Here is a 17,071-nt window from a genome sequence, read left to right as displayed (position 1 = left end):
CCGGGATGGCGATAGCCGCTCCCGGTTTTTTTTGATGTTTTATACACATGTAAAATGATTGGAGTGGACCTCGCTTCCAACGCTGCTGATATCCAAAAAATCCACGGCAAATTCAGGATATTCTCCCTGCAGTTTCTCTTGTACACTCCGTCCTAACCCACGCTCGCAAAAGCAGATGATGGTCGGGCCGGCTCCACTGATGCTCACCCCGAAGGCTCCCGCTTTTTTAGCCTTCTCCCGCACGGTGGAGAGCTGCGGAAACAATTTCAACCGGTAAGGCTCATGGAACACATCACTTTCCATCATTTTTCCCGCCAGCTCCCAGTCCTGCATCAACAGGCCGGCGAGGAGTACATTCGCATGACTGCTTCCAAGCACAGCTTCTTTGAATGGAAGCACATTCGGCAAAAGTTGCCTGGATTCACTTGTCTTTGCTTCAAAATTCGGCACCACTACCACCAATTCCATATTCGGTACCGGTAACTTAATATACTCAAAGTTTCCATTTCGAAAGGTCGATACGACGAGCCCCCCATAGAGAGAGGCAGCGACATTATCGGCATGTCCCTCAAACCTGGCTGCGAGTTGAAGCTTTTCATCCGGCGTCAGATTTTTTCCACATATGATGTTCATGACCTCAATGGCTCCTACAATGGCTGCTGCACTGCTGCCCAATCCACGTGCCATCGGTATTTCACTCATAATATGAACATGAACAGGTGGTGCTTTCAGTTCCCAGAGCCTCTCCAGCTCCATACAAACAGTTCGCAGCAGATTATCCTCATCATCCAGCAATAATGGAGGGACTGAGGTGAATCGCCACTCTTTTGCATATTGCACGAAAAGTGTTACATACTTTGATACTGCCAGTCCTATCGAGTCGAACCCAGGGCCAAGATTGGCAGAGCTGCCTGGAACCTTTATGACATATCCATTCTTATACTCCTTCATACAGACACACCTTCAAAGGATGCTACCAGCTGCTTGTAGTCCTCCAGATTCTTCACCTTCACATTGGCATGCTCTGTTGCAGTAACTGGATCCTTCAAGCCATTGCCTGTTAATACCGCTACGACCCTTTTCCCTTTTTCCAGATCCTTTTGCTGCAGATGCTTCATGATACCTGCCAAGGAAGCACTTGAAGCCGGTTCTGCAAAGATTCCTTCCCTTTTGGCAAGCAGCCTATACGCCAAAATCATCTCTTCATCTGTGACAAAATCAATCTTGCCTTTTGATTCTTCCGCAGCCCTCACTGCATGTTTCCAGCTTGCAGGATTTCCGATACGAATGGCAGTAGCTATCGTCTCTGGATCAGGAATTATGCTATTCTTCACAATTGCTGCTGCACCTTCCGCCTCAAATCCCCTCATTTCAGGAAGACCAGTTTGAAACTGCTGATTGTACTCTTTAAATCCTTTCCAATAGGCTGTAATGTTTCCGGCATTCCCCACTGGTAATGCCAGTACATCAGGCGCCTTTCCCAGTTGATCGCACACCTCGAACGCTGCTGTTTTCTGCCCCTCGATCCGGTATGGATTAAGAGAGTTCACAAGTGTGATTGGCAATTCCTCCGACAATCTTCTGACAAGCTGCAGGGCTTCATCAAAGTTCCCTTTTATCGAGTAGACCTCGGCTCCATACATGACCGCCTGCGCCAATTTACCTTGTGCTATTTTACCGTCCGGAATCACGACAACACATCTCATACCCGCTCTTGCTGCATAGGCTGCAGCAGAAGCGGATGTATTTCCAGTTGAAGCACAGACGATGGTGTTGCTTCCTTCCTCCTTCGCTTTTGCAACGGCCAGGGCCATCCCTCTATCTTTAAAAGAACCTGTTGGATTCGCTCCCTCGACTTTTACATAAAGTTCTATATCCAATTGGTTAGAGAGGTTCTCTAAAAACAAAAGTGGTGTGTGCCCCTCATGAAGACTCACATTAGGGGTTTTCTCGCTCACAGGGAGAAATCTTCCATAGTTGGCTATTAATCCGTTCCATCTCATACCAGCACTTCTCCCTCCACTCGATAGCTGCTTTTGATTTCCTGAACCATCGGCATACCTGAAAGTTCCTCCAGCAGATCCTCATATCTCTGCAAGGAAGTGTGATGCGTGACAACCACCACTTCAGCCAATGATTCTTCTTTCAGAGGCAGCTGCAGGATCTTTTCAAAGCTAACTTCTTTATTGGAAAAAAGGTTAGTAATATGGGAGAGCACACCCACTTCATCCTTCACATGGACACGAAGGAAATGCTTTGCCTGTACTTCATCCTTTTCTTTCAGCGTCTTTTGGAACTGCGGTGTTACCATACTCTTTCCGTTTACTCCAAGCCTCATATTCTTCATGACGCCTACCAGATCTGATACGACTGCTGTTGCTGTTGGGAGACTGCCTGCACCAGGTCCATAGAACATCGTCTCCCCCACTGCCTCTCCATACACATATACTGCATTGTATTCATTTTGCACACTTGCCAGCGGGTGATCTTGTGGCAGAAGCGTCGGTCCCACGCTCACCTCCACTTTCTCGTTTTCGCGGTGTGCAATCCCGATCAGTTTCATTGTGTAGCCAAGCTTTTTGCTGTATTCCAGATCCTCTTCAGAGATGGCCGATATTCCTTTTACCTGTACATCCTTCAGTTCGATATTCATTGAAAAACCGAGAGTAGCAAGTATCGCCATCTTCCTTGCAGCATCAATCCCCTCCACATCGGATGTAGGATCTGCCTCCGCAAATCCAAGAGCCTGTGCCTGTTGAAGCACCTCTTCATAGGAGGAACCGTCATTGTTCATTTTTGTCAGGATGAAGTTGGTCGTCCCGTTCACAATCCCCATCATTTTCGTAATCCGGTCAGACGAAAGCCCATCCACCAGACTGCGCAGGATTGGGATGCCACCAGCAACGCTTGCTTCATAGAAAAGGTCGCAATTGTTCTCTGCTGCTACGGCCAAAAGCTCCGAACCATAGACAGCCATCAGGTCCTTATTGGCAGTCACCACATGTTTCCGATTTTTCAATGCTCTCAGAATGTAATGTCTCGCCTCTTCCACTCCACCCATCACCTCGATCACCACATCAATCTCGGGATCCTCAAGCACCTCTTCGGCATGCAAGGTTAACAGCTTTTCATCTAGATCCACCAGCCGCTCCTTATGTAAATCCTTTACCAACGCTTTTTTTACCTTCACCGCACAGCCTACTTGATGCATCAGTTTGTCCTGATGATTCTCCACAATCTTCACGACCCCACAGCCAACAGTCCCTAAACCAAGCAATCCCAATGAAATCTCCTTCAATCAAATCTACTCCCTTTTGAGGGTCAAGCCCTTTTGTGTTTTCAGTGTGTACATTTGTTTTTATATAATGGACATTATAGAGTGCTTTTAAGTGGCTGACAAGGGGAAAATTTAGGCGGTTTTTGCTTGTAAGCGTTTTACCTGCTGGGAGAGTAAGGGATATTTTTTTTGAAAATTCTTATAAGCAGATGATGCCGGATGAAACCTTTTATCGCGGATGACGTATTAACTAGTAGAAACGAGGTGGAGGATATGAAATTCAACTACTTTTTAATCCCAATCTTATTACTTAGTCTGTTATTGCTTCCCACTCAGGCTCTTGCAGTGGAGTTCCAGATCAATGACGTACAGATAGATGCTTACCTCCAGGAGAATGGTAATGTAAAAGTCTATGAAGCCCATACGTATACGTTTGAGGGAGAGTTTAAGGGGATCACAAGGACCATCATTCCAAAAAGAGGCACTCAGATAAGAAATCTCGAGGCCAGAGAAAATGAAGTGTTGCTTAAATTGGAGCAGGAAGACAATCTTTACCGCATTTATCGCGGTGGCGACACGGAGACTTTTACCGTTCTCATTACGTACGAAATATTGCAAGGCGTTGATGTTTATCCTGACGTGGCGGAATTCTATTGGCCTTTTTTCGATGAGAGCAATGAAACCGACTATGAAAGCTTTTCCGCAACTGTCTATCCGCCTTCTCCCACAAGCGAAGCTATCGCATTTGGTTACGACGAAGCGTTTGGGACAGAAAAGCTCGATTCGGAAGGGAAGGTTCACTTTGAACTTGGTTATGTGCCAAGCCATGAAAACGGTGATATCCGGGTAGCCTATGATGCAAAACTGTTCCCTTCCGCTCCATTAAGTGGTAGTGATCCGATGAAGGAAAAGATAGTATCAGCAAAAGAGGAAGGAATCAACGAGGCGCTCCAAACCGAAAAGGTGCGTGAGATTCTTTCGTCTACTAGCTATATTCTATTACTTCTATTCTCTTTCATTTTGGGAATACTTATCGTGGCAGCAATGATAAAAGGAAGGAATACCAGAGACTCAGCGAACAGGGAAATCGCATCTCTTTCTTGCACACCAAAGCTGCGTCTCAGCATGCCTGCCACTATTTTGTTCACCCATCACCAGCTGCCGGGCCAAGCTATTGCTGCCGGGTTGCTCGATCTGGTCAGACTCGGATATGTAAAAAAGCTATCCAATGAGAGATTTCTTGCAATAGAACGTGACGTGCCGCTGAAGCATCAAGAAATCCTTATCACCTGGCTTTTTGACAAAATGGGTTCCCATAATGAGTTCAGCATCGACGATCTGAACAGCTACATGAAAAACAAGAAGAATCATGAGGAATTCACAAAATATCAATCCATGTGGACACAGGCCATCAGGGAAGAAGTGAAGGAACAGGGACTCTATGATAAAAAAGAGGGGTACAGAATTGCAGTTGGGCTCTCCAGTATCCTCCTGGTTCCATTTTTATTCCTGTTCCCGATCTATGACCTGTTTCCTGCTTTCTTCATCACACTTGTATTGTTCGTTGCAACCATTCTCTATGCAATTGCCTATCATCCTAAAACGGCCAAAGGCTATACTATTTTGTTGGAATGGAGACAGTTAAAACAGCGGTTTTCCTCCTTGTCCCAAAAGGCCTGGGACTCCTGGACGGAGGACCAGAAAATGCGCGCCTTCATCTATGCACTAGGTATTAACGAAAAATCGATGCAAAAGAAAAATGAAAGGTTCGTATCCGGTTTCCAAATACCAATAGACAGATCACATTACGTCAGCCCTGCATATTCTGGTATGGATGTCACCACTCTATTATTGATCGGGAATGCCACCTCATCCAGTTTTCATTCTGCAAGCCGCAAAGCAGCAGCAAGCACAACAAGTGACAGCGGGGGCGGTGCAGGTGCTGGCGGAGGAAGTGGTGCTGGTGGAGGCGGCGGTGGGTCTGGCGGATTCTAACCCACTGATTATCACTCAGTGAAAAGCGAGGTAATGGGGTCTCTTTGATTCCCTCACTCCGCTACAAACACGGGGATGGGGGTATCATTCCATCTCTTTGATTCCCTCACTCCGCTAAAATGAGGGCAGTAAGGGTTTCAAAACAAACAGCAAAAGGGGCCTGACCCCCGCTGCGTTATTGCGTTAACGCGGCGAGGGTCAGGCCCCTCTTTGTTCAATTATCTCCCGCCAACCACACTCTTCGCTTTTCTACCTTCGAGTACAGCGAGGATGTTATCTCGGCATAGTTCCATCATGATGGTGCGTGTTTCCACGCTTGCACTGCCGATATGAGGCAGTGCGACTACCTGTGGGAACTGGAGCAGCGGGTGGTCCGCGCCAATCGGTTCTTTGTAGAAGACATCGAGACCTGCTCCTGCTATTTCTTTCTGCTCCAATGCGTGAATCAACGCTTCTTCATCCACGACCTGGCCTCTTCCCACGTTGACGAAGATTGCGGAGGATTTCATGCGCTTAAATGCATCTGCGTCAAAGAGATGCTTCGTTTCTTCTGTGAGAGGAGTCAAGCATACCACGAAGTCAGAACCATCAAGCAGTTCTTCAAAAGACTTGTACTTTGCTCCGAGTTCATTCTCCGCTGCAGCATGCCTGCTTCGGTTGTGATAGAGGATTTCCATCCCGAACCCTTTCGCTCTTCTTGCGACTGCTGACCCGATGCTTCCCATTCCAACAATACCAATTGTTTTATGGTGCACATCCGTTCCTGCAAGCAGATATGGACTCCAGCTTTTCCATTGTCCCTCTTTTACAAAGAGATTGGCTTCAGTCAATCTTCTTGCCGCTGAGAGCATAAGCCCGAATGTCAGATCTGCGGTCGTCTCGGTCAGCACATCCGGTGTATTGCAAACGATGACTTCGTTCCGTGCCGCAGCTTCCAAATTGATATTGTCATAGCCGACCGCCAAGTTGGCGACCACCTTCAGTTTTGGTGCATTCTCTAGCAATTCCTCATCCACCGAATCGGAAAGCATCGTCAAGAGTGCATCCGCCTTTTTCCCTTCGTTTAACAGCACTTCCCTAGGGACTGCTTCGCTTTCACTGTTCCACATTTGGACATCTGCTATTTGTTTAAGAGGAGTCAGTACCTCCTCCGAAATCTTTCTTGTGATAAATACGTACGGCTTGGACATTTGCTACACTCCTTGTTGTATATAGGGTTGAATGAATGGTGTGAATAGTAAGTATTTTATCACTGTTTTTCCTATTCTTACATACCTATATAGAGAAAATAACCATCTTTACTTTGTTATCTTTTCACCCATTCCAATTCAGGAATACCGTATGTTTTGGCTGGTACACCTGCCAGTTCATAGAAATTGCCCAACACTTGTTCATACGTGTCAGAAGATTGCAGAATGCCTCGGAGCCGGTCTTCATGCCATTTTTTATCCGCAACAGGCCCGCTCGTATAATAATCCTCTACACATTCGAAATAATGGATTGGGAAAACAAGCCGGGCATACAGGAGCCTCCATGAAAAGCTGGAGAGGGGAGATACTCTTTCATAGTCTCTTAAGAAAGTTTGAATATGACCTGGATTCATGTCAGGACCTTTCCTGCATTCAGCCCGGATCCATTCGGAAAGATCACGTGCAGCATGGTCGAATATCCAGTCGGTAGGGAGCTTCATCCATTGGGACTGCTGCCAGGTCAAGTTGGTGAACCTGTGGTGACACAAAGTGGCTGCGTCATTTATCATCGGACTATCGTCAAGCTCCGTATCCACCAAATATTGAATGGCATTCTCTGTCAGCCCCATATAATAGGGAAAAGATTCAACAAACAACGTATCAAAGAGATCAACCGGATTGCTTCTTACTTTTTCGCGGAAAAAATGTTCCATCTGATCAATCCGCTTTACCCAAAGGCTTTTCCATTGCCCGATACGATTGATGGATGTCACTTTAGCGGGGAAGCTTCTGCCGTTTAGATGAAAGAGTGCAAGTTCCTTTCCAACGACCAGTTTTCTGGAGCTATAATCATAAGGCATGCGGAATAGTGCCATTTTCCTGCCTTCTATTTCCGTTGTGTAGGATTCACTTTTATTTTTCACAAAAGAACTAACATATATATCCTGATGGGTGCGTATCATATACTCACTCAGCTTTTGCAGCTCTTCTATCTCGGCCTCCTCAAGATGACCAACCGGCACTAAAATGTACATCACTCGATTCGCCCAGAAAGCATCATAGTGTCGTACCTTTTGTTTTCTTTCCACCCTCAATTCATAATGTTCATAGATTGTCTGCTTCAACTTTTGCTCCCTCCTTCTCTCTCGTAACCTAAATATATGAGGATAAGAAAGAAAACTTGTTAAGTTGTTTAATTTCACGTAAGGATTCCCCAAAAAGTATAAGTTTTCCTTTCTAGGCAATTATGTATATTAATCAAATGAATCTGGGTACTGTATAGGGGGAAACATTTTCTCCTAAGAGTGATTGCCCTAAAAGAAATCATTTTTCACTATATTATAAAAGATGGGTGAGCGCATGAAGAATTTCAAGGAAATGGATGAAGTAGAAAGAAAGGCTAGAAAACTCTTGGAGGAACGTGGAGTTACCATGGATGACATTGCAGATCTCGTTTATTTTCTGCAATCGAAATACCATCCCGCCCTGGAGAAATCGGAATGCCTGGAAAATATCGATCGAGTGCTTGCCAAGCGTGAAGTCCAAAATACCATATTGACGGGAATTGAATTGGATATACTTGCAGAACAGGGGCAGATTCAAGAACCTCTATTACGAATCCTCCAGCAGGATGAGGGATTATATGGAGTGGATGAAGTATTGGCTTTGTCCATTGTGAACGTCTATGGTTCCATCGGCTTTACCAACTACGGCTATATTGATAAGCAGAAGCCTGGGATACTTGGTACCCTAAATGACAAGAGCTCTGGTAAGGTGCATACATTTCTGGATGACATTGTAGGGGCAATCGCAGCTGCAGCATCGAGCCGGTTGGCACACCGTGCAGCGAATACGGAATAACAAAAAATACTGGCGTTCCCTGTTTAATGGGGACGCCAGTATTTTTTATAAATATTGAATCCAATCTTTTAAGGAATCGACCGTATACGTCGGTTTCTCCTGATATGTTTCCAGATGTGCTTTCGTGGTCACGCCTGTATGAACAAGAAGCGTATCCATTCCCGCATTCATGCCGGCCTTGATATCTGTATGATAGTTGTCTCCAACCATCAGTGTTTCTTCCGGCACAATTCCAAGTACCTTCAAAGCCTGCTCCATGATTACTTTTTCAGGCTTTCCAATGAAGGTCGGCTGAGTTTCGGTGGAAACCGTCAACACCGAAGTCAACGATCCGTTACCCGGAAGAAGTCCACGTTCGGTTGGAATGGCGATATCTCCATTAGTGGAGATGAATCTTGCACCGTTGCGGATATTGATTGCCCCTAGTGCGAGTTTCTCATAAGAGATGGTGCGGTCGATGCCACTTACCACTACATCCGCATTTTCATCTACAAGCTCAAACCCTTTTTCAGTCAGTGCTGTGCGAATGCCTTCTTCCCCGATCACATAGATTTTTGCATCAGCCTTATACTCGTAAATGTAATTGGCTGTTGCATTGCTGGTGGTAAAAACTTGTTCATCCAAAGTGGGGATTCCGAAGTCTCTCAGCTTTTGTGCCACCTGTTGAGGTGTTCTGGAAGAATTATTTGTTACAAACAAGTACGGTATTTTCTTGTCATAGAGATGCTGAACAAAATCGCTCGCCTCTTCTATTTTTTCTTTACCGCGATACATGGTTCCATCTAAATCGATTAGATAGCCTTGGTACTTTTTCATCTATTTCACGCTCCACTTTTTATGCTTATATATAATTGACTAGTTCATGTTAGCATAATCCATTGATTTAATAAAATGCAAAAAACGCTTTCCCGAAAGAAAGCGTTTGTACTATTTTTTAAAAGCCGAAACTGGCCCAAGTTCATTCTCCAGGTAATGACGGACAGATGGACAGAAGGACAGAACCGCGTCTTTCCCTTCGGATAGCTTATTCTTTAAATTCTGATGGTCAATGTCGAGGTATTCCTGGACAAGCACCTTGCGCAATCGTACGAGAACCTTCAGCTGTTCAGCCAAGGAAGTGGAAACCACCTTTTCATCCTCTAGAATATCTATGATGTCCTCATAGCTGCCAGGATCGCGCATGATAAATCCATCTATCATCGCGTTGCCCACGTCCAATATCCCTTCGATCACAGACACCATTATCCGTTCAAGAGCTTTAAGTTCCACTGGTGTATCCCATGTTGGATGATTGGAAAAAATCGTCATGTTTTCTTCTATATAAGCGAGTGTTTTTTCCATCTTTTCTCGGTCGACAAAGTACATACAAACATCCCCTTTATGCTGAAATTTTTATGTGATTGGATGGAGAAGCTTAGGTTTTGCATAGAAATAACCTTGCGCCAGATCGACTTTATGCTTCGATAGTATGTGCACTTCCTCCTGCTTTTCAATGCCTTCGGCTACAACAACAGAGCCGGTTTCATTGGCAATCATGAGCAGTCCCTGCAGCATTTTCTCTTTGACAAGACTCGTATCGATATCCTTTATGACAGATCGGTCAATCTTGATGATATCCGGCATGATCCTGCTGATCGTATGTAAGCTTGCATATCCTGCACCCGTATCATCCACCGCAATCTGAAAGCCAAGATCCCTTAAGGCGGCAATATTTTCTTCAAATTGCATCAACCCGTCCGTAGAGTCCTGTTCAGTTATTTCAATCGCGATATTCTTCGGATTTATCTCCGGATATTTTCTCATAAGAGCTTGCACTTCTTCAAGGAGCTCTACTTCATTTAAAGTGGTAGGGGTGAAATTGATAAAAACTGCCTCTTTCATCTGGCATTGATAGATAAGCAGAAAAGCTTTCTCGAGAATGATCATTTCCAAATCAAATAAAGTGTTCGTTTGCTTGGCAATCGAGAACAGCTGCAGGGGATTTTCCATCTGCGATTGTTTAGGTCCCCGGGTCAGCAGCTCCCACGCTTTGATTCCACCATTGGATACATCGATAATCGGTTGTGCCAATAAAGTGATTTGCTTAAAGGCGATTATCTGATTCATGGTGAATAACAACTGATGATATTGCAGCTTATCCTGCTTCTCAGCCATCGCCATGGCCTGGAGATGCGCTCGGAGCATACATTCAGACAAGGAATAGCGATCAGGCTGGAGAAACACATAACCGTATTCGAGCATCAGGTTTTTATTCTCCAACAGTCGATAGCGCTTCTGCTCCATTGCCCTCTTAACAAGGGTGAGCTTCTCCGCTAGATCTGCAGTGTTGTAAGCATGCTCGTCCACTCGAATCAATAAAGAGATCCCATCGCTGTATTGATCATGCAAACACACAATTTGATCGCTGGGAAATATCTGGTCTACTGCCTTTTGAAGTCTTTCCTTTACAATTTCACGGCAACGGTTAAACTTACGTCTTCCAACTTTCGTGATGATCTGATCGAGGCTATGGAAATAAAAAGAAATGACTGCTACTTGAAAGCCTTTCTTCAACGTATATTTGACACGCTCCTCAATCGGGTTTCTAAGGATGTAAACGGGCGGATAGTAACGCAAATATTTGGATGGAAGCACGAATTTAACAAGATGTGAGCCTTTTTTTCTATAGAAGTTCTGTATATGATTCCAGCTTCGCCCCATGAAGTGGCTCCCTTCTTCCATCGTTAATACTTCTGGTGTTTTTTCTTATTTTATCATAAAAAATAAGAAAATTGTCCCATTTTCAAAAGCAGAATAAGAAATAACTTATAACAAGAAAGCGTTTGTATTTGTTATACTAGAAAAAGTATAACAATCGTTACATTTAGGAGGAAGCAAAGATGGCAGATAGATTTTTTCTATATGATGATATGGTGGAAACAAAAACAAGGTTTGTCAGCTTTATGGGGGAACATACCCGCTTTGATCTTGCAATTGTCAAATCGGATCGCTATTATGGCAAAAGCCTTGTTCTTAACATTCAGAGCAACCGTTTTGCGATTATCGGCAGTGATGACCTCGATGAGCCCGGTTATATCGAGCATGCCTACCAGTTGCCTGAAGATGAGGCGGAAGAATTACGGTCTTTCTTGTACGAAGTAGTTTAGTCATCATAATCCCTTCCATGTTGGTAAAGCTAAGAAAAACTTCATGAAAAGGGATGATGGACTTGAGTAAAAAAGACAAGGAACAATACAGTGATTTTATAAATGTGGAAAACTCGCACAACTATTTGATTCCTGAGACGCTGCCTGAAGGACCTTATGGCTCCCCCCGAGGGAAAAATACTCCTGTAGAAAATAAAAGTACTCCCTGGGAAGAGGGCCAGCGTTATTATAGTGCGTTTAATTATGAAAATAAATCCCTGCATGACGACCTTCCAAGGAAGTATCCCGGGGCACATCCAACACACGACCATCCGGACCAAAAGGAAGAACCAGCAGACAATAAACATTCATAATGGCTTTGTTAAACAAAAAGATTATTTTTTGTGTATACTAGCTGTTGATTGGAGCAATAGGCGAAGACTCCGGCGGGTGTTGCGTTTAGTTGAGACCCCACAGGCGAAGCCGAGGAGGCTCAACAAACGCCCCTTGGGTCGCTGCGCCTAGTGCGGAAATCAACAGCGGTGCTTAACGGAACATTCATAATAAAAAGCCCGTACATCAGAATTTCCATCTGCTGTCGGGCTTTATTTTCTCATGCCTTTTTCACTTTTTTCAATACAAAGAAAGCACAGCCGAAATTACAATACTCTAGTATATAATCAGGAAGTGTACTGATTTTTGTATCGTGTGTGGACTTCTGGTTCTGATCCTCAAAGAATCCGCGCAGACGGAGTTGATTATAGCCCCAATCCCCTACAATATAATCGTATTTATTCAGGACCTCAATGTATCTGCCTTTGAACGCTTCTTCATTGAACCCATTTCTTTCCTCTTCAATCAATTCATAGCAATGGTTCCCTATACAAATCATTTTCCGATCCTCCATTTCTTCTCTTACTTACATTATAGACCATTCTCCATCAATTTCTAAGACAAAAATATTTCTTAAAGGTCATGCTATAGATAAGGGGGTGTTACCATTGAACAAGTCGCTTAAGCTAATTTCTGTTTTAGGCTTATCCGCTGCACTTACAACTGCCTGCCAATTCGATACAACGCCTGAGGAACGACAGGCCCGAAGTGGATATACCGATAGAGATGGCAATCCGATGAATACTGGTCATCATGACAAGTATGAACTGTATGACGTTCGAAACGGCCGCTCGAAAGATCATGAAAAATTCGGATTTGTCCGTGAGCAGGCTTCACCTGTAAAAAATTCACAACGATACAATGAGAACATCGCAGCAGTCGATTATGAGGAATTGGCCAATATCATTTCAAAAATGGTGGTACAGCTTCCAGAGATTGACGACGTTGCGACTCTTGTGACTGATGAAGAGGTGCTGATCGCCTACAAAACAAGTGGCGAGGACAGAGAACAGATAGCAGACCAAGTAAGCAAAACAGGATTATCCTTTGTTCCACGCTTCTATCATGTCTATGTTTCAGACAATCCACAGATGATTGCCGACATAGAACGCTTCCGTACACTGACCGTATCGAGCCCGAACATCGATAAGATACTTGAAAGTACAATCGATACCATGCTCGAATCTCCTCAAGGTAAGGATTTGACCAAAGGCGAAAATGCCAACGGGGAAGGTAAAGGCGAAATAAACGAGGACCTCGAACAGGAATACAGTGAGCATGTAAGAAAAATGAGAAAGAACCAATAAATGTGAAAAGGGTCAGGCCCCATTATGGCCTGACCCTTTTTCATTATGCTTGAGCTTGTCTTGCTTTGGCCGCTTCATTGACCTGCTCATCCGCATGGTAGGAGGAGCGTACAAGTGGTCCAGCTTCTACATGACTGAATCCTTTTGTCATGGCAATTTGGCGCAATTCTTCAAACTCATCCGGATGGTAGTACTTCTGCACTTTGATGTGCTTTTTGGATGGCTGCAGATATTGTCCGATTGTCATGATATCCACATTATTGGCACGAAGATCATCCATTGTTTCGATGATCTCCTCTTTCGTCTCTCCAAGTCCAATCATCAAACTTGATTTGGTTGGAATCTCCGGCTGCATTTCTTTTGCCCGCTTCAGGAATTCCAGAGAACGGTCATAGGTTGCTCTCGCACGGACTCTAGGCGTTAAGGAACGCACTGTCTCGATATTGTGATTCAGGATGTCAGGCTTTGCATCCATGAGCATTTTGAGGTTTTCATACACTCCACCCATGTCTGATGGAAGCACTTCAATCGTAGTGAATGGGTTCTCACGTCGAACCGCTCTAACTGTTTCAGCAAAGATTGCTGCCCCACCATCTTTTAAGTCATCACGGGCAACTGCAGTGATTACCGCATGCTTCAGGTTCATCAGCTTTACGGATTCTGCCACGCGTTCCGGCTCTTGTGTGTCAAGCTCCGTCGGCAATCCTGTTTTGACTGCACAGAAACGGCATGCACGTGTACAAACTGCTCCAAGGATCATGAAGGTTGCTGTACGTCTAACAGCCCAACATTCATGGATATTCGGGCACTTTGCCTCTTCACAGACTGTATTCAAATTACGTTCTCTCATCAGCTTCTTCAAGCCAGTATAGTTTTCATTCGTATTCAGCTTAATTTTAAGCCAATCCGGTTTTCTTATGTAGTCTTCTTTTTTTGCCATATGATCAACTCCAAATTGTCTTATTATTCAAAAGACGACAGATATCCTTATTAAACCCATAGGGAAAATGACATGTTTCTACCATGTCACTTTACCAAACATCCTGCCATTACACAAGTGCAAAAGCTTCCAACAATCCACTTCCATGAATTAGTATTTATTAAATATGAAAAAAACACCAAACTAACAGTAGATATGAAAATAGCCTAGGCATTTTAACACGATTGGAAAGGAGATAACCCTTTGATACGCTTACTTCTATGTTGCATTTTACTAATAGGATATTTGCCTGACTCAGCTTCCGCCACTACACTTGAGAATATGACGGACGAACAGATTTACGAAAAGAGAAACGAGTTATATACAAAAATGCAATCCATCACACAAATTCCCTGGCACTACTTTGCAGCCGTCGACCAATACGAACGCAATGTAAGACGTGCCAGAAGAGATATTCCAAAAGCTACAGGTGTTATCGGCATCTACTATAAACCGGAAATTTGGGCTGGACCATTGAACCCGAATCCAAAAGATACGAACCCTAGCAGCATTCAGTTTTTCAGTGGAGTCGGTCAGGATGGAAATGGGGATGGCGTCGCCGATTCCACCAATGATGAGGATGTCCTTTATACTTTCGCCACCTATCTCCAATCCTACGGAACAGATAAAGAAAACCTGAAAATTGCATTATGGGATTACTATCAAAGAGACAAAACTGTAGGGCTTATCATGGGTCATCTGAAATTGTATCAAACTTATCAAACGCTGAAGCTTGATAAACATGCTTTTCCACTGCCGATCCGCTCCAATTTCAGCTACAAGAATACATGGGGGGATGCCAGGGGCTGGGGGGGCAGAAGAATACATGAGGGAACGGATATTTTTGCAAGCTACGGCGTTCCCGTTCGCTCCACCTGTTATGGAATCATCGAAATCAAGGGTTGGAACAAATTCGGGGGGTGGCGCATCGGAATCCGGGACATCAATAATACCTATCATTACTTTGCCCATCTGAACGGCTTCGCGAAGGACCTGGAAGTGGGACAAGTTGTAGAACCCGGGCAGATGATTGGTTCGGTGGGCAGTTCCGGCTATGGACCACCTGGCACTGCGGGGAAATTCCCTCCGCACCTGCATTATGGAATGTACAAGGATAATGGGTATACAGAATGGTCTTTTGATCCGTTTCCTCATTTGAAATCATGGGAACGCGGGGACCGGAGAAAAAGATAGGAAACAAAAAAAAGCTGCTGGCGTTTTTTGTTAAACGCCAACAGCTTTTTATATTATCCTCTTGCTGCTTCTTTTGACTTCTTGACCGCCCAATAGATACTGGCGCCCATTCCACCCCATATGATGGTAATCCCAACGATCATCATAACTAATGCACTAGCTTCCATTATTTATTGACCTCCTTTGAAGAGGAAGATGGTAAAACTACCTCAGCTTTTTTCCATTTCAATAAGGAGAATACGATTCCTACCAAGATCGCTCCCAAAGCAACGATCCAGCCGTACTGGATGGTGAACAAGCGAGAATATCCGCTATCTTCCGCTCCATACACTTCCGCGATGTTTGTACGGATTAGATCAAACATCATGTATCCTAATACTATTGGCGTGATGTATGCAAGTGAAATTTTCCACCATGCCCCTGTAAAGCCAGTCAGTTTGATATCTGAAACCATATTCGCATGGTCCTGTAATGGTTTCAATTGTTTCACGATCCATACTACAACGATAACTTGCACCAACCCAGCCAAAGCTACCCCAAATTGGTTGATAAAGTAATCCGCTACATCCAGTAGGTTCAGACCGCCTTGAGTCGCAAAGAATAAAGATAGGACAGCGGAAAGTCCTCCACCATAAAGAACCGCTTTTGTACGGGAGATGTTAAATTTATCCTGTACACCTGCAACAAAGGTTTCCACGATGGAAATCAAGGACGTTAATCCTGCAAGAACCAATGAAGTGAAGAAAAGGAATCCGAAGAATTGGTTGAAAGCCGGGAACTCGTTGATAACCTGCGGGAATACCATAAACGCAAGTCCAACTCCGCCTTTAACAACTTCATCCACTCCTACACCCTGCTGCATCGCCATGAAACCTAAAATACTGAATACCCCGATACCAGCCAATAGCTCAAATCCTGAGTTACTGAAGCCCGTAATAAAGGCGTTGTTTGTAATATCGGACTTTTTAGGAAGATAGCTTGAATAAGTTACCATGATGGCAAAAGCAATGGATAAACTGAAGAAAATCTGTCCATAGGCTGCTACCCATACCTTACCGCTTGTCAGAACGTCCCAATTCGGCTTAAAGAATGCGTTCAAGCCTTCCACTGCTCCGTCAAGCATTAAAGCGCGCACAACAATGATCAGGAATAGCACTACCAATGTTGGAATGAAGATTTTGTTCGCAACTTCAATTCCCTTTTTAATTCCTTTGAATAGAACACCTAATGTAATGACCCAAACTAGTATTAATGGAATAAGAACAGAAGGCACCAAGCTTCCGAATTCACCAGGAGCTGCAAGCTGAAGGTAATCCTCTACCAGGAATCCTACTGTGTCCTCGCCCCAGCTTAAATTAAATGAGAATACAGAGTAAGACATCGCCCATGCAATAATGACAGCATAATAAGTGGAAATAACAAATGCTATTGCAACCTGCCACCATCCGAGCCATTCAAACTTTTTGCTTAGTCTAGCATAAGAAAGCGGAGCAGATCCCCGATACTTATGACCTAGTGTGAACTCAAGTATCAATAGTGGGATACCTGCTGTCAGAAGAGCGAATAAGTAAGGTAAAAAGAATGCTCCTCCTCCATTGTCGTAGGCAACTGCCGGAAAGCGCCAAATGTTTCCCAATCCGATGGCCGATCCAACCGCTGCCATAATAAATCCTGCCCTTGTCCCCCATTGCGGTCGATTTTCCATTGTAATATCCTCCCCCGTTGAACTCATGAAATTTCCAAAAAATAGA

Annotated in this window: 18 protein-coding genes; 6 read left to right on the top strand and 12 right to left on the bottom strand. The window is 44.2% G+C overall.

The genetic code is table 11. The annotated features are described in order from the left end of the window. Nucleotides 1–39: 39 nt before the first annotated feature. Genes thrB through ACQCT5_RS10165 form a run of 3 tightly spaced genes read right to left on the bottom strand, consistent with a single transcriptional unit; the run spans nucleotide 40 to nucleotide 3,298 of the window. Nucleotides 40–951 carry a homoserine kinase gene (gene thrB, locus ACQCT5_RS10175; RefSeq protein ID WP_499641493.1) on the bottom strand — a complete coding sequence of 304 codons (912 nt, stop codon included), beginning with the start codon at nucleotides 949–951 and terminating at the stop codon, nucleotides 40–42. Next, complete coding sequence (gene thrC, locus ACQCT5_RS10170) at nucleotides 948–2,003, bottom strand: threonine synthase (RefSeq protein ID WP_499641491.1); 1,056 nt, start codon at nucleotides 2,001–2,003, stop codon at nucleotides 948–950. The genes thrB and thrC overlap by 4 nt, the downstream gene beginning before the upstream one ends. After that, nucleotides 2,000–3,298 (bottom strand): homoserine dehydrogenase, encoded by a 1,299-nt coding sequence (locus ACQCT5_RS10165; protein ID WP_499641489.1) that lies wholly within the window; start codon nucleotides 3,296–3,298, stop codon nucleotides 2,000–2,002. Before ACQCT5_RS10165 ends, thrC begins: the two co-directional genes overlap by 4 nt. Nucleotides 3,299–3,496: 198 nt before the next feature. Between ACQCT5_RS10165 and ACQCT5_RS10160 the strand changes: the two genes are divergently transcribed. Then, complete coding sequence (locus ACQCT5_RS10160; RefSeq protein WP_499641487.1) at nucleotides 3,497–5,272, top strand: DUF2207 domain-containing protein; 1,776 nt, start codon at nucleotides 3,497–3,499, stop codon at nucleotides 5,270–5,272. 218 nt (nucleotides 5,273–5,490) lie between these two features. On the opposite strand, the gene ACQCT5_RS10155 is transcribed toward ACQCT5_RS10160, so the two are convergent. Continuing rightward, nucleotides 5,491–6,462 carry a 2-hydroxyacid dehydrogenase gene (locus ACQCT5_RS10155; protein ID WP_499641485.1) on the bottom strand — a complete coding sequence of 324 codons (972 nt, stop codon included), beginning with the start codon at nucleotides 6,460–6,462 and terminating at the stop codon, nucleotides 5,491–5,493. Nucleotides 6,463–6,578: 116 nt separating this feature from the next. Then, a complete protein-coding gene (gene yutH, locus ACQCT5_RS10150; RefSeq protein WP_499641483.1) occupies nucleotides 6,579–7,586 on the bottom strand; it encodes a spore coat putative kinase YutH in 1,008 nt (335 codons plus the stop codon). A gap of 235 nt (nucleotides 7,587–7,821) precedes the next feature. Here yutH and ACQCT5_RS10145 point away from each other — a divergent pair, with 235 nt between their 5' ends. Then, on the top strand, nucleotides 7,822–8,322 hold the full coding sequence (locus ACQCT5_RS10145) for a phosphatidylglycerophosphatase A family protein (protein ID WP_386641135.1): 501 nt from the start codon (nucleotides 7,822–7,824) through the stop codon (nucleotides 8,320–8,322). 45 nt (nucleotides 8,323–8,367) lie between these two features. Here the strand turns inward: ACQCT5_RS10145 and ACQCT5_RS10140 are convergent, their stop codons facing one another. The 3 genes from ACQCT5_RS10140 to ACQCT5_RS10130 form a co-directional block, all read right to left on the bottom strand. Then, a complete protein-coding gene (locus tag ACQCT5_RS10140; RefSeq protein ID WP_499641481.1) occupies nucleotides 8,368–9,138 on the bottom strand; it encodes a TIGR01457 family HAD-type hydrolase in 771 nt (256 codons plus the stop codon). Nucleotides 9,139–9,249: 111 nt separating this feature from the next. Further along, on the bottom strand, nucleotides 9,250–9,687 hold the full coding sequence (locus tag ACQCT5_RS10135) for a DUF86 domain-containing protein (RefSeq protein ID WP_499641479.1): 438 nt from the start codon (nucleotides 9,685–9,687) through the stop codon (nucleotides 9,250–9,252). Nucleotides 9,688–9,714: 27 nt separating this feature from the next. Further along, the gene (locus tag ACQCT5_RS10130; RefSeq protein ID WP_499641477.1) at nucleotides 9,715–11,022 is read right to left on the bottom strand and encodes an EAL domain-containing protein; all 1,308 of its coding nucleotides are present in this window, start codon (nucleotides 11,020–11,022) and stop codon (nucleotides 9,715–9,717) included. Nucleotides 11,023–11,201: 179 nt separating this feature from the next. On the opposite strand from ACQCT5_RS10130, the gene ACQCT5_RS10125 reads away from it, so the two are divergent. Further along, nucleotides 11,202–11,468, top strand: coding sequence for a DUF3055 domain-containing protein (locus ACQCT5_RS10125; protein WP_386641446.1), 267 nt, complete (start codon nucleotides 11,202–11,204; stop codon nucleotides 11,466–11,468). 56 nt (nucleotides 11,469–11,524) lie between these two features. After that, the gene (locus tag ACQCT5_RS10120; protein ID WP_499641819.1) at nucleotides 11,525–11,821 is read left to right on the top strand and encodes a cytosolic protein; all 297 of its coding nucleotides are present in this window, start codon (nucleotides 11,525–11,527) and stop codon (nucleotides 11,819–11,821) included. A 239-nt stretch (nucleotides 11,822–12,060) separates the two neighbouring features. Here ACQCT5_RS10120 and ACQCT5_RS10115 read toward each other — a convergent pair whose 3' ends face one another. Further along, nucleotides 12,061–12,339 (bottom strand): YutD family protein, encoded by a 279-nt coding sequence (locus ACQCT5_RS10115; RefSeq protein ID WP_204418723.1) that lies wholly within the window; start codon nucleotides 12,337–12,339, stop codon nucleotides 12,061–12,063. 109 nt (nucleotides 12,340–12,448) lie between these two features. On the opposite strand from ACQCT5_RS10115, the gene ACQCT5_RS10110 reads away from it, so the two are divergent. Next, entirely contained in the window at nucleotides 12,449–13,147 is a 699-nt protein-coding gene (locus tag ACQCT5_RS10110; RefSeq protein WP_499641474.1) for a YhcN/YlaJ family sporulation lipoprotein, read from the top strand. Nucleotides 13,148–13,190: 43 nt separating this feature from the next. Here ACQCT5_RS10110 and lipA read toward each other — a convergent pair whose 3' ends face one another. Next, nucleotides 13,191–14,087: a lipoyl synthase gene (lipA, locus tag ACQCT5_RS10105; protein WP_386641119.1), complete on the bottom strand. Its 897-nt coding sequence runs from the start codon at nucleotides 14,085–14,087 to the stop codon at nucleotides 13,191–13,193. 285 nt (nucleotides 14,088–14,372) lie between these two features. Between lipA and ACQCT5_RS10100 the strand changes: the two genes are divergently transcribed. After that, nucleotides 14,373–15,320 carry a M23 family metallopeptidase gene (locus ACQCT5_RS10100; RefSeq protein WP_499641817.1) on the top strand — a complete coding sequence of 316 codons (948 nt, stop codon included), beginning with the start codon at nucleotides 14,373–14,375 and terminating at the stop codon, nucleotides 15,318–15,320. Nucleotides 15,321–15,373: 53 nt separating this feature from the next. On the opposite strand, the gene ACQCT5_RS10095 is transcribed toward ACQCT5_RS10100, so the two are convergent. Next, the gene (locus ACQCT5_RS10095) at nucleotides 15,374–15,487 is read right to left on the bottom strand and encodes a MetS family NSS transporter small subunit (protein WP_499641472.1); all 114 of its coding nucleotides are present in this window, start codon (nucleotides 15,485–15,487) and stop codon (nucleotides 15,374–15,376) included. Further along, nucleotides 15,487–17,025 (bottom strand): sodium-dependent transporter, encoded by a 1,539-nt coding sequence (locus tag ACQCT5_RS10090; protein WP_499641469.1) that lies wholly within the window; start codon nucleotides 17,023–17,025, stop codon nucleotides 15,487–15,489. Before ACQCT5_RS10090 ends, ACQCT5_RS10095 begins: the two co-directional genes overlap by 1 nt. Nucleotides 17,026–17,071: the final 46 nt, after the last annotated feature.

The organism is Sutcliffiella halmapala, from assembly GCF_050107295.1.
Lineage (GTDB): Bacteria > Bacillota > Bacilli > Bacillales > Bacillaceae_I > Sutcliffiella_A > Sutcliffiella_A halmapala_A.
Note: the sequence above shows the minus strand (reverse complement) of the source record. Positions and strands in the feature narration are given on the sequence as shown.

Excerpts from the sequence above, each read along its gene's own strand:
- ACQCT5_RS10120 (WP_499641819.1), top strand. The coding sequence starts at position 11,525 with ATGGACTTGAGTAAAAAAGACAAGGAACAATACAGTGATTTTATAAAT.
- ACQCT5_RS10090 (WP_499641469.1), bottom strand. The coding sequence starts at position 17,025 with ATGGAAAATCGACCGCAATGGGGGACAAGGGCAGGATTTATTATGGCA.
- ACQCT5_RS10130 (WP_499641477.1), bottom strand. The coding sequence starts at position 11,022 with ATGGGGCGAAGCTGGAATCATATACAGAACTTCTATAGAAAAAAAGGC.
- thrB (WP_499641493.1), bottom strand. The coding sequence starts at position 951 with ATGAAGGAGTATAAGAATGGATATGTCATAAAGGTTCCAGGCAGCTCT.
- ACQCT5_RS10155 (WP_499641485.1), bottom strand. The coding sequence starts at position 6,462 with ATGTCCAAGCCGTACGTATTTATCACAAGAAAGATTTCGGAGGAGGTA.
- ACQCT5_RS10140 (WP_499641481.1), bottom strand. The coding sequence starts at position 9,138 with ATGAAAAAGTACCAAGGCTATCTAATCGATTTAGATGGAACCATGTAT.
- ACQCT5_RS10115 (WP_204418723.1), bottom strand. The coding sequence starts at position 12,339 with ATGATTTGTATAGGGAACCATTGCTATGAATTGATTGAAGAGGAAAGA.
- ACQCT5_RS10135 (WP_499641479.1), bottom strand. The coding sequence starts at position 9,687 with ATGTACTTTGTCGACCGAGAAAAGATGGAAAAAACACTCGCTTATATA.
- thrC (WP_499641491.1), bottom strand. The coding sequence starts at position 2,003 with ATGAGATGGAACGGATTAATAGCCAACTATGGAAGATTTCTCCCTGTG.
- ACQCT5_RS10145 (WP_386641135.1), top strand. The coding sequence starts at position 7,822 with ATGAAGAATTTCAAGGAAATGGATGAAGTAGAAAGAAAGGCTAGAAAA.
- ACQCT5_RS10125 (WP_386641446.1), top strand. The coding sequence starts at position 11,202 with ATGGCAGATAGATTTTTTCTATATGATGATATGGTGGAAACAAAAACA.
- lipA (WP_386641119.1), bottom strand. The coding sequence starts at position 14,087 with ATGGCAAAAAAAGAAGACTACATAAGAAAACCGGATTGGCTTAAAATT.
- ACQCT5_RS10095 (WP_499641472.1), bottom strand. The coding sequence starts at position 15,487 with ATGGAAGCTAGTGCATTAGTTATGATGATCGTTGGGATTACCATCATA.
- ACQCT5_RS10160 (WP_499641487.1), top strand. The coding sequence starts at position 3,497 with ATGAAACCTTTTATCGCGGATGACGTATTAACTAGTAGAAACGAGGTG.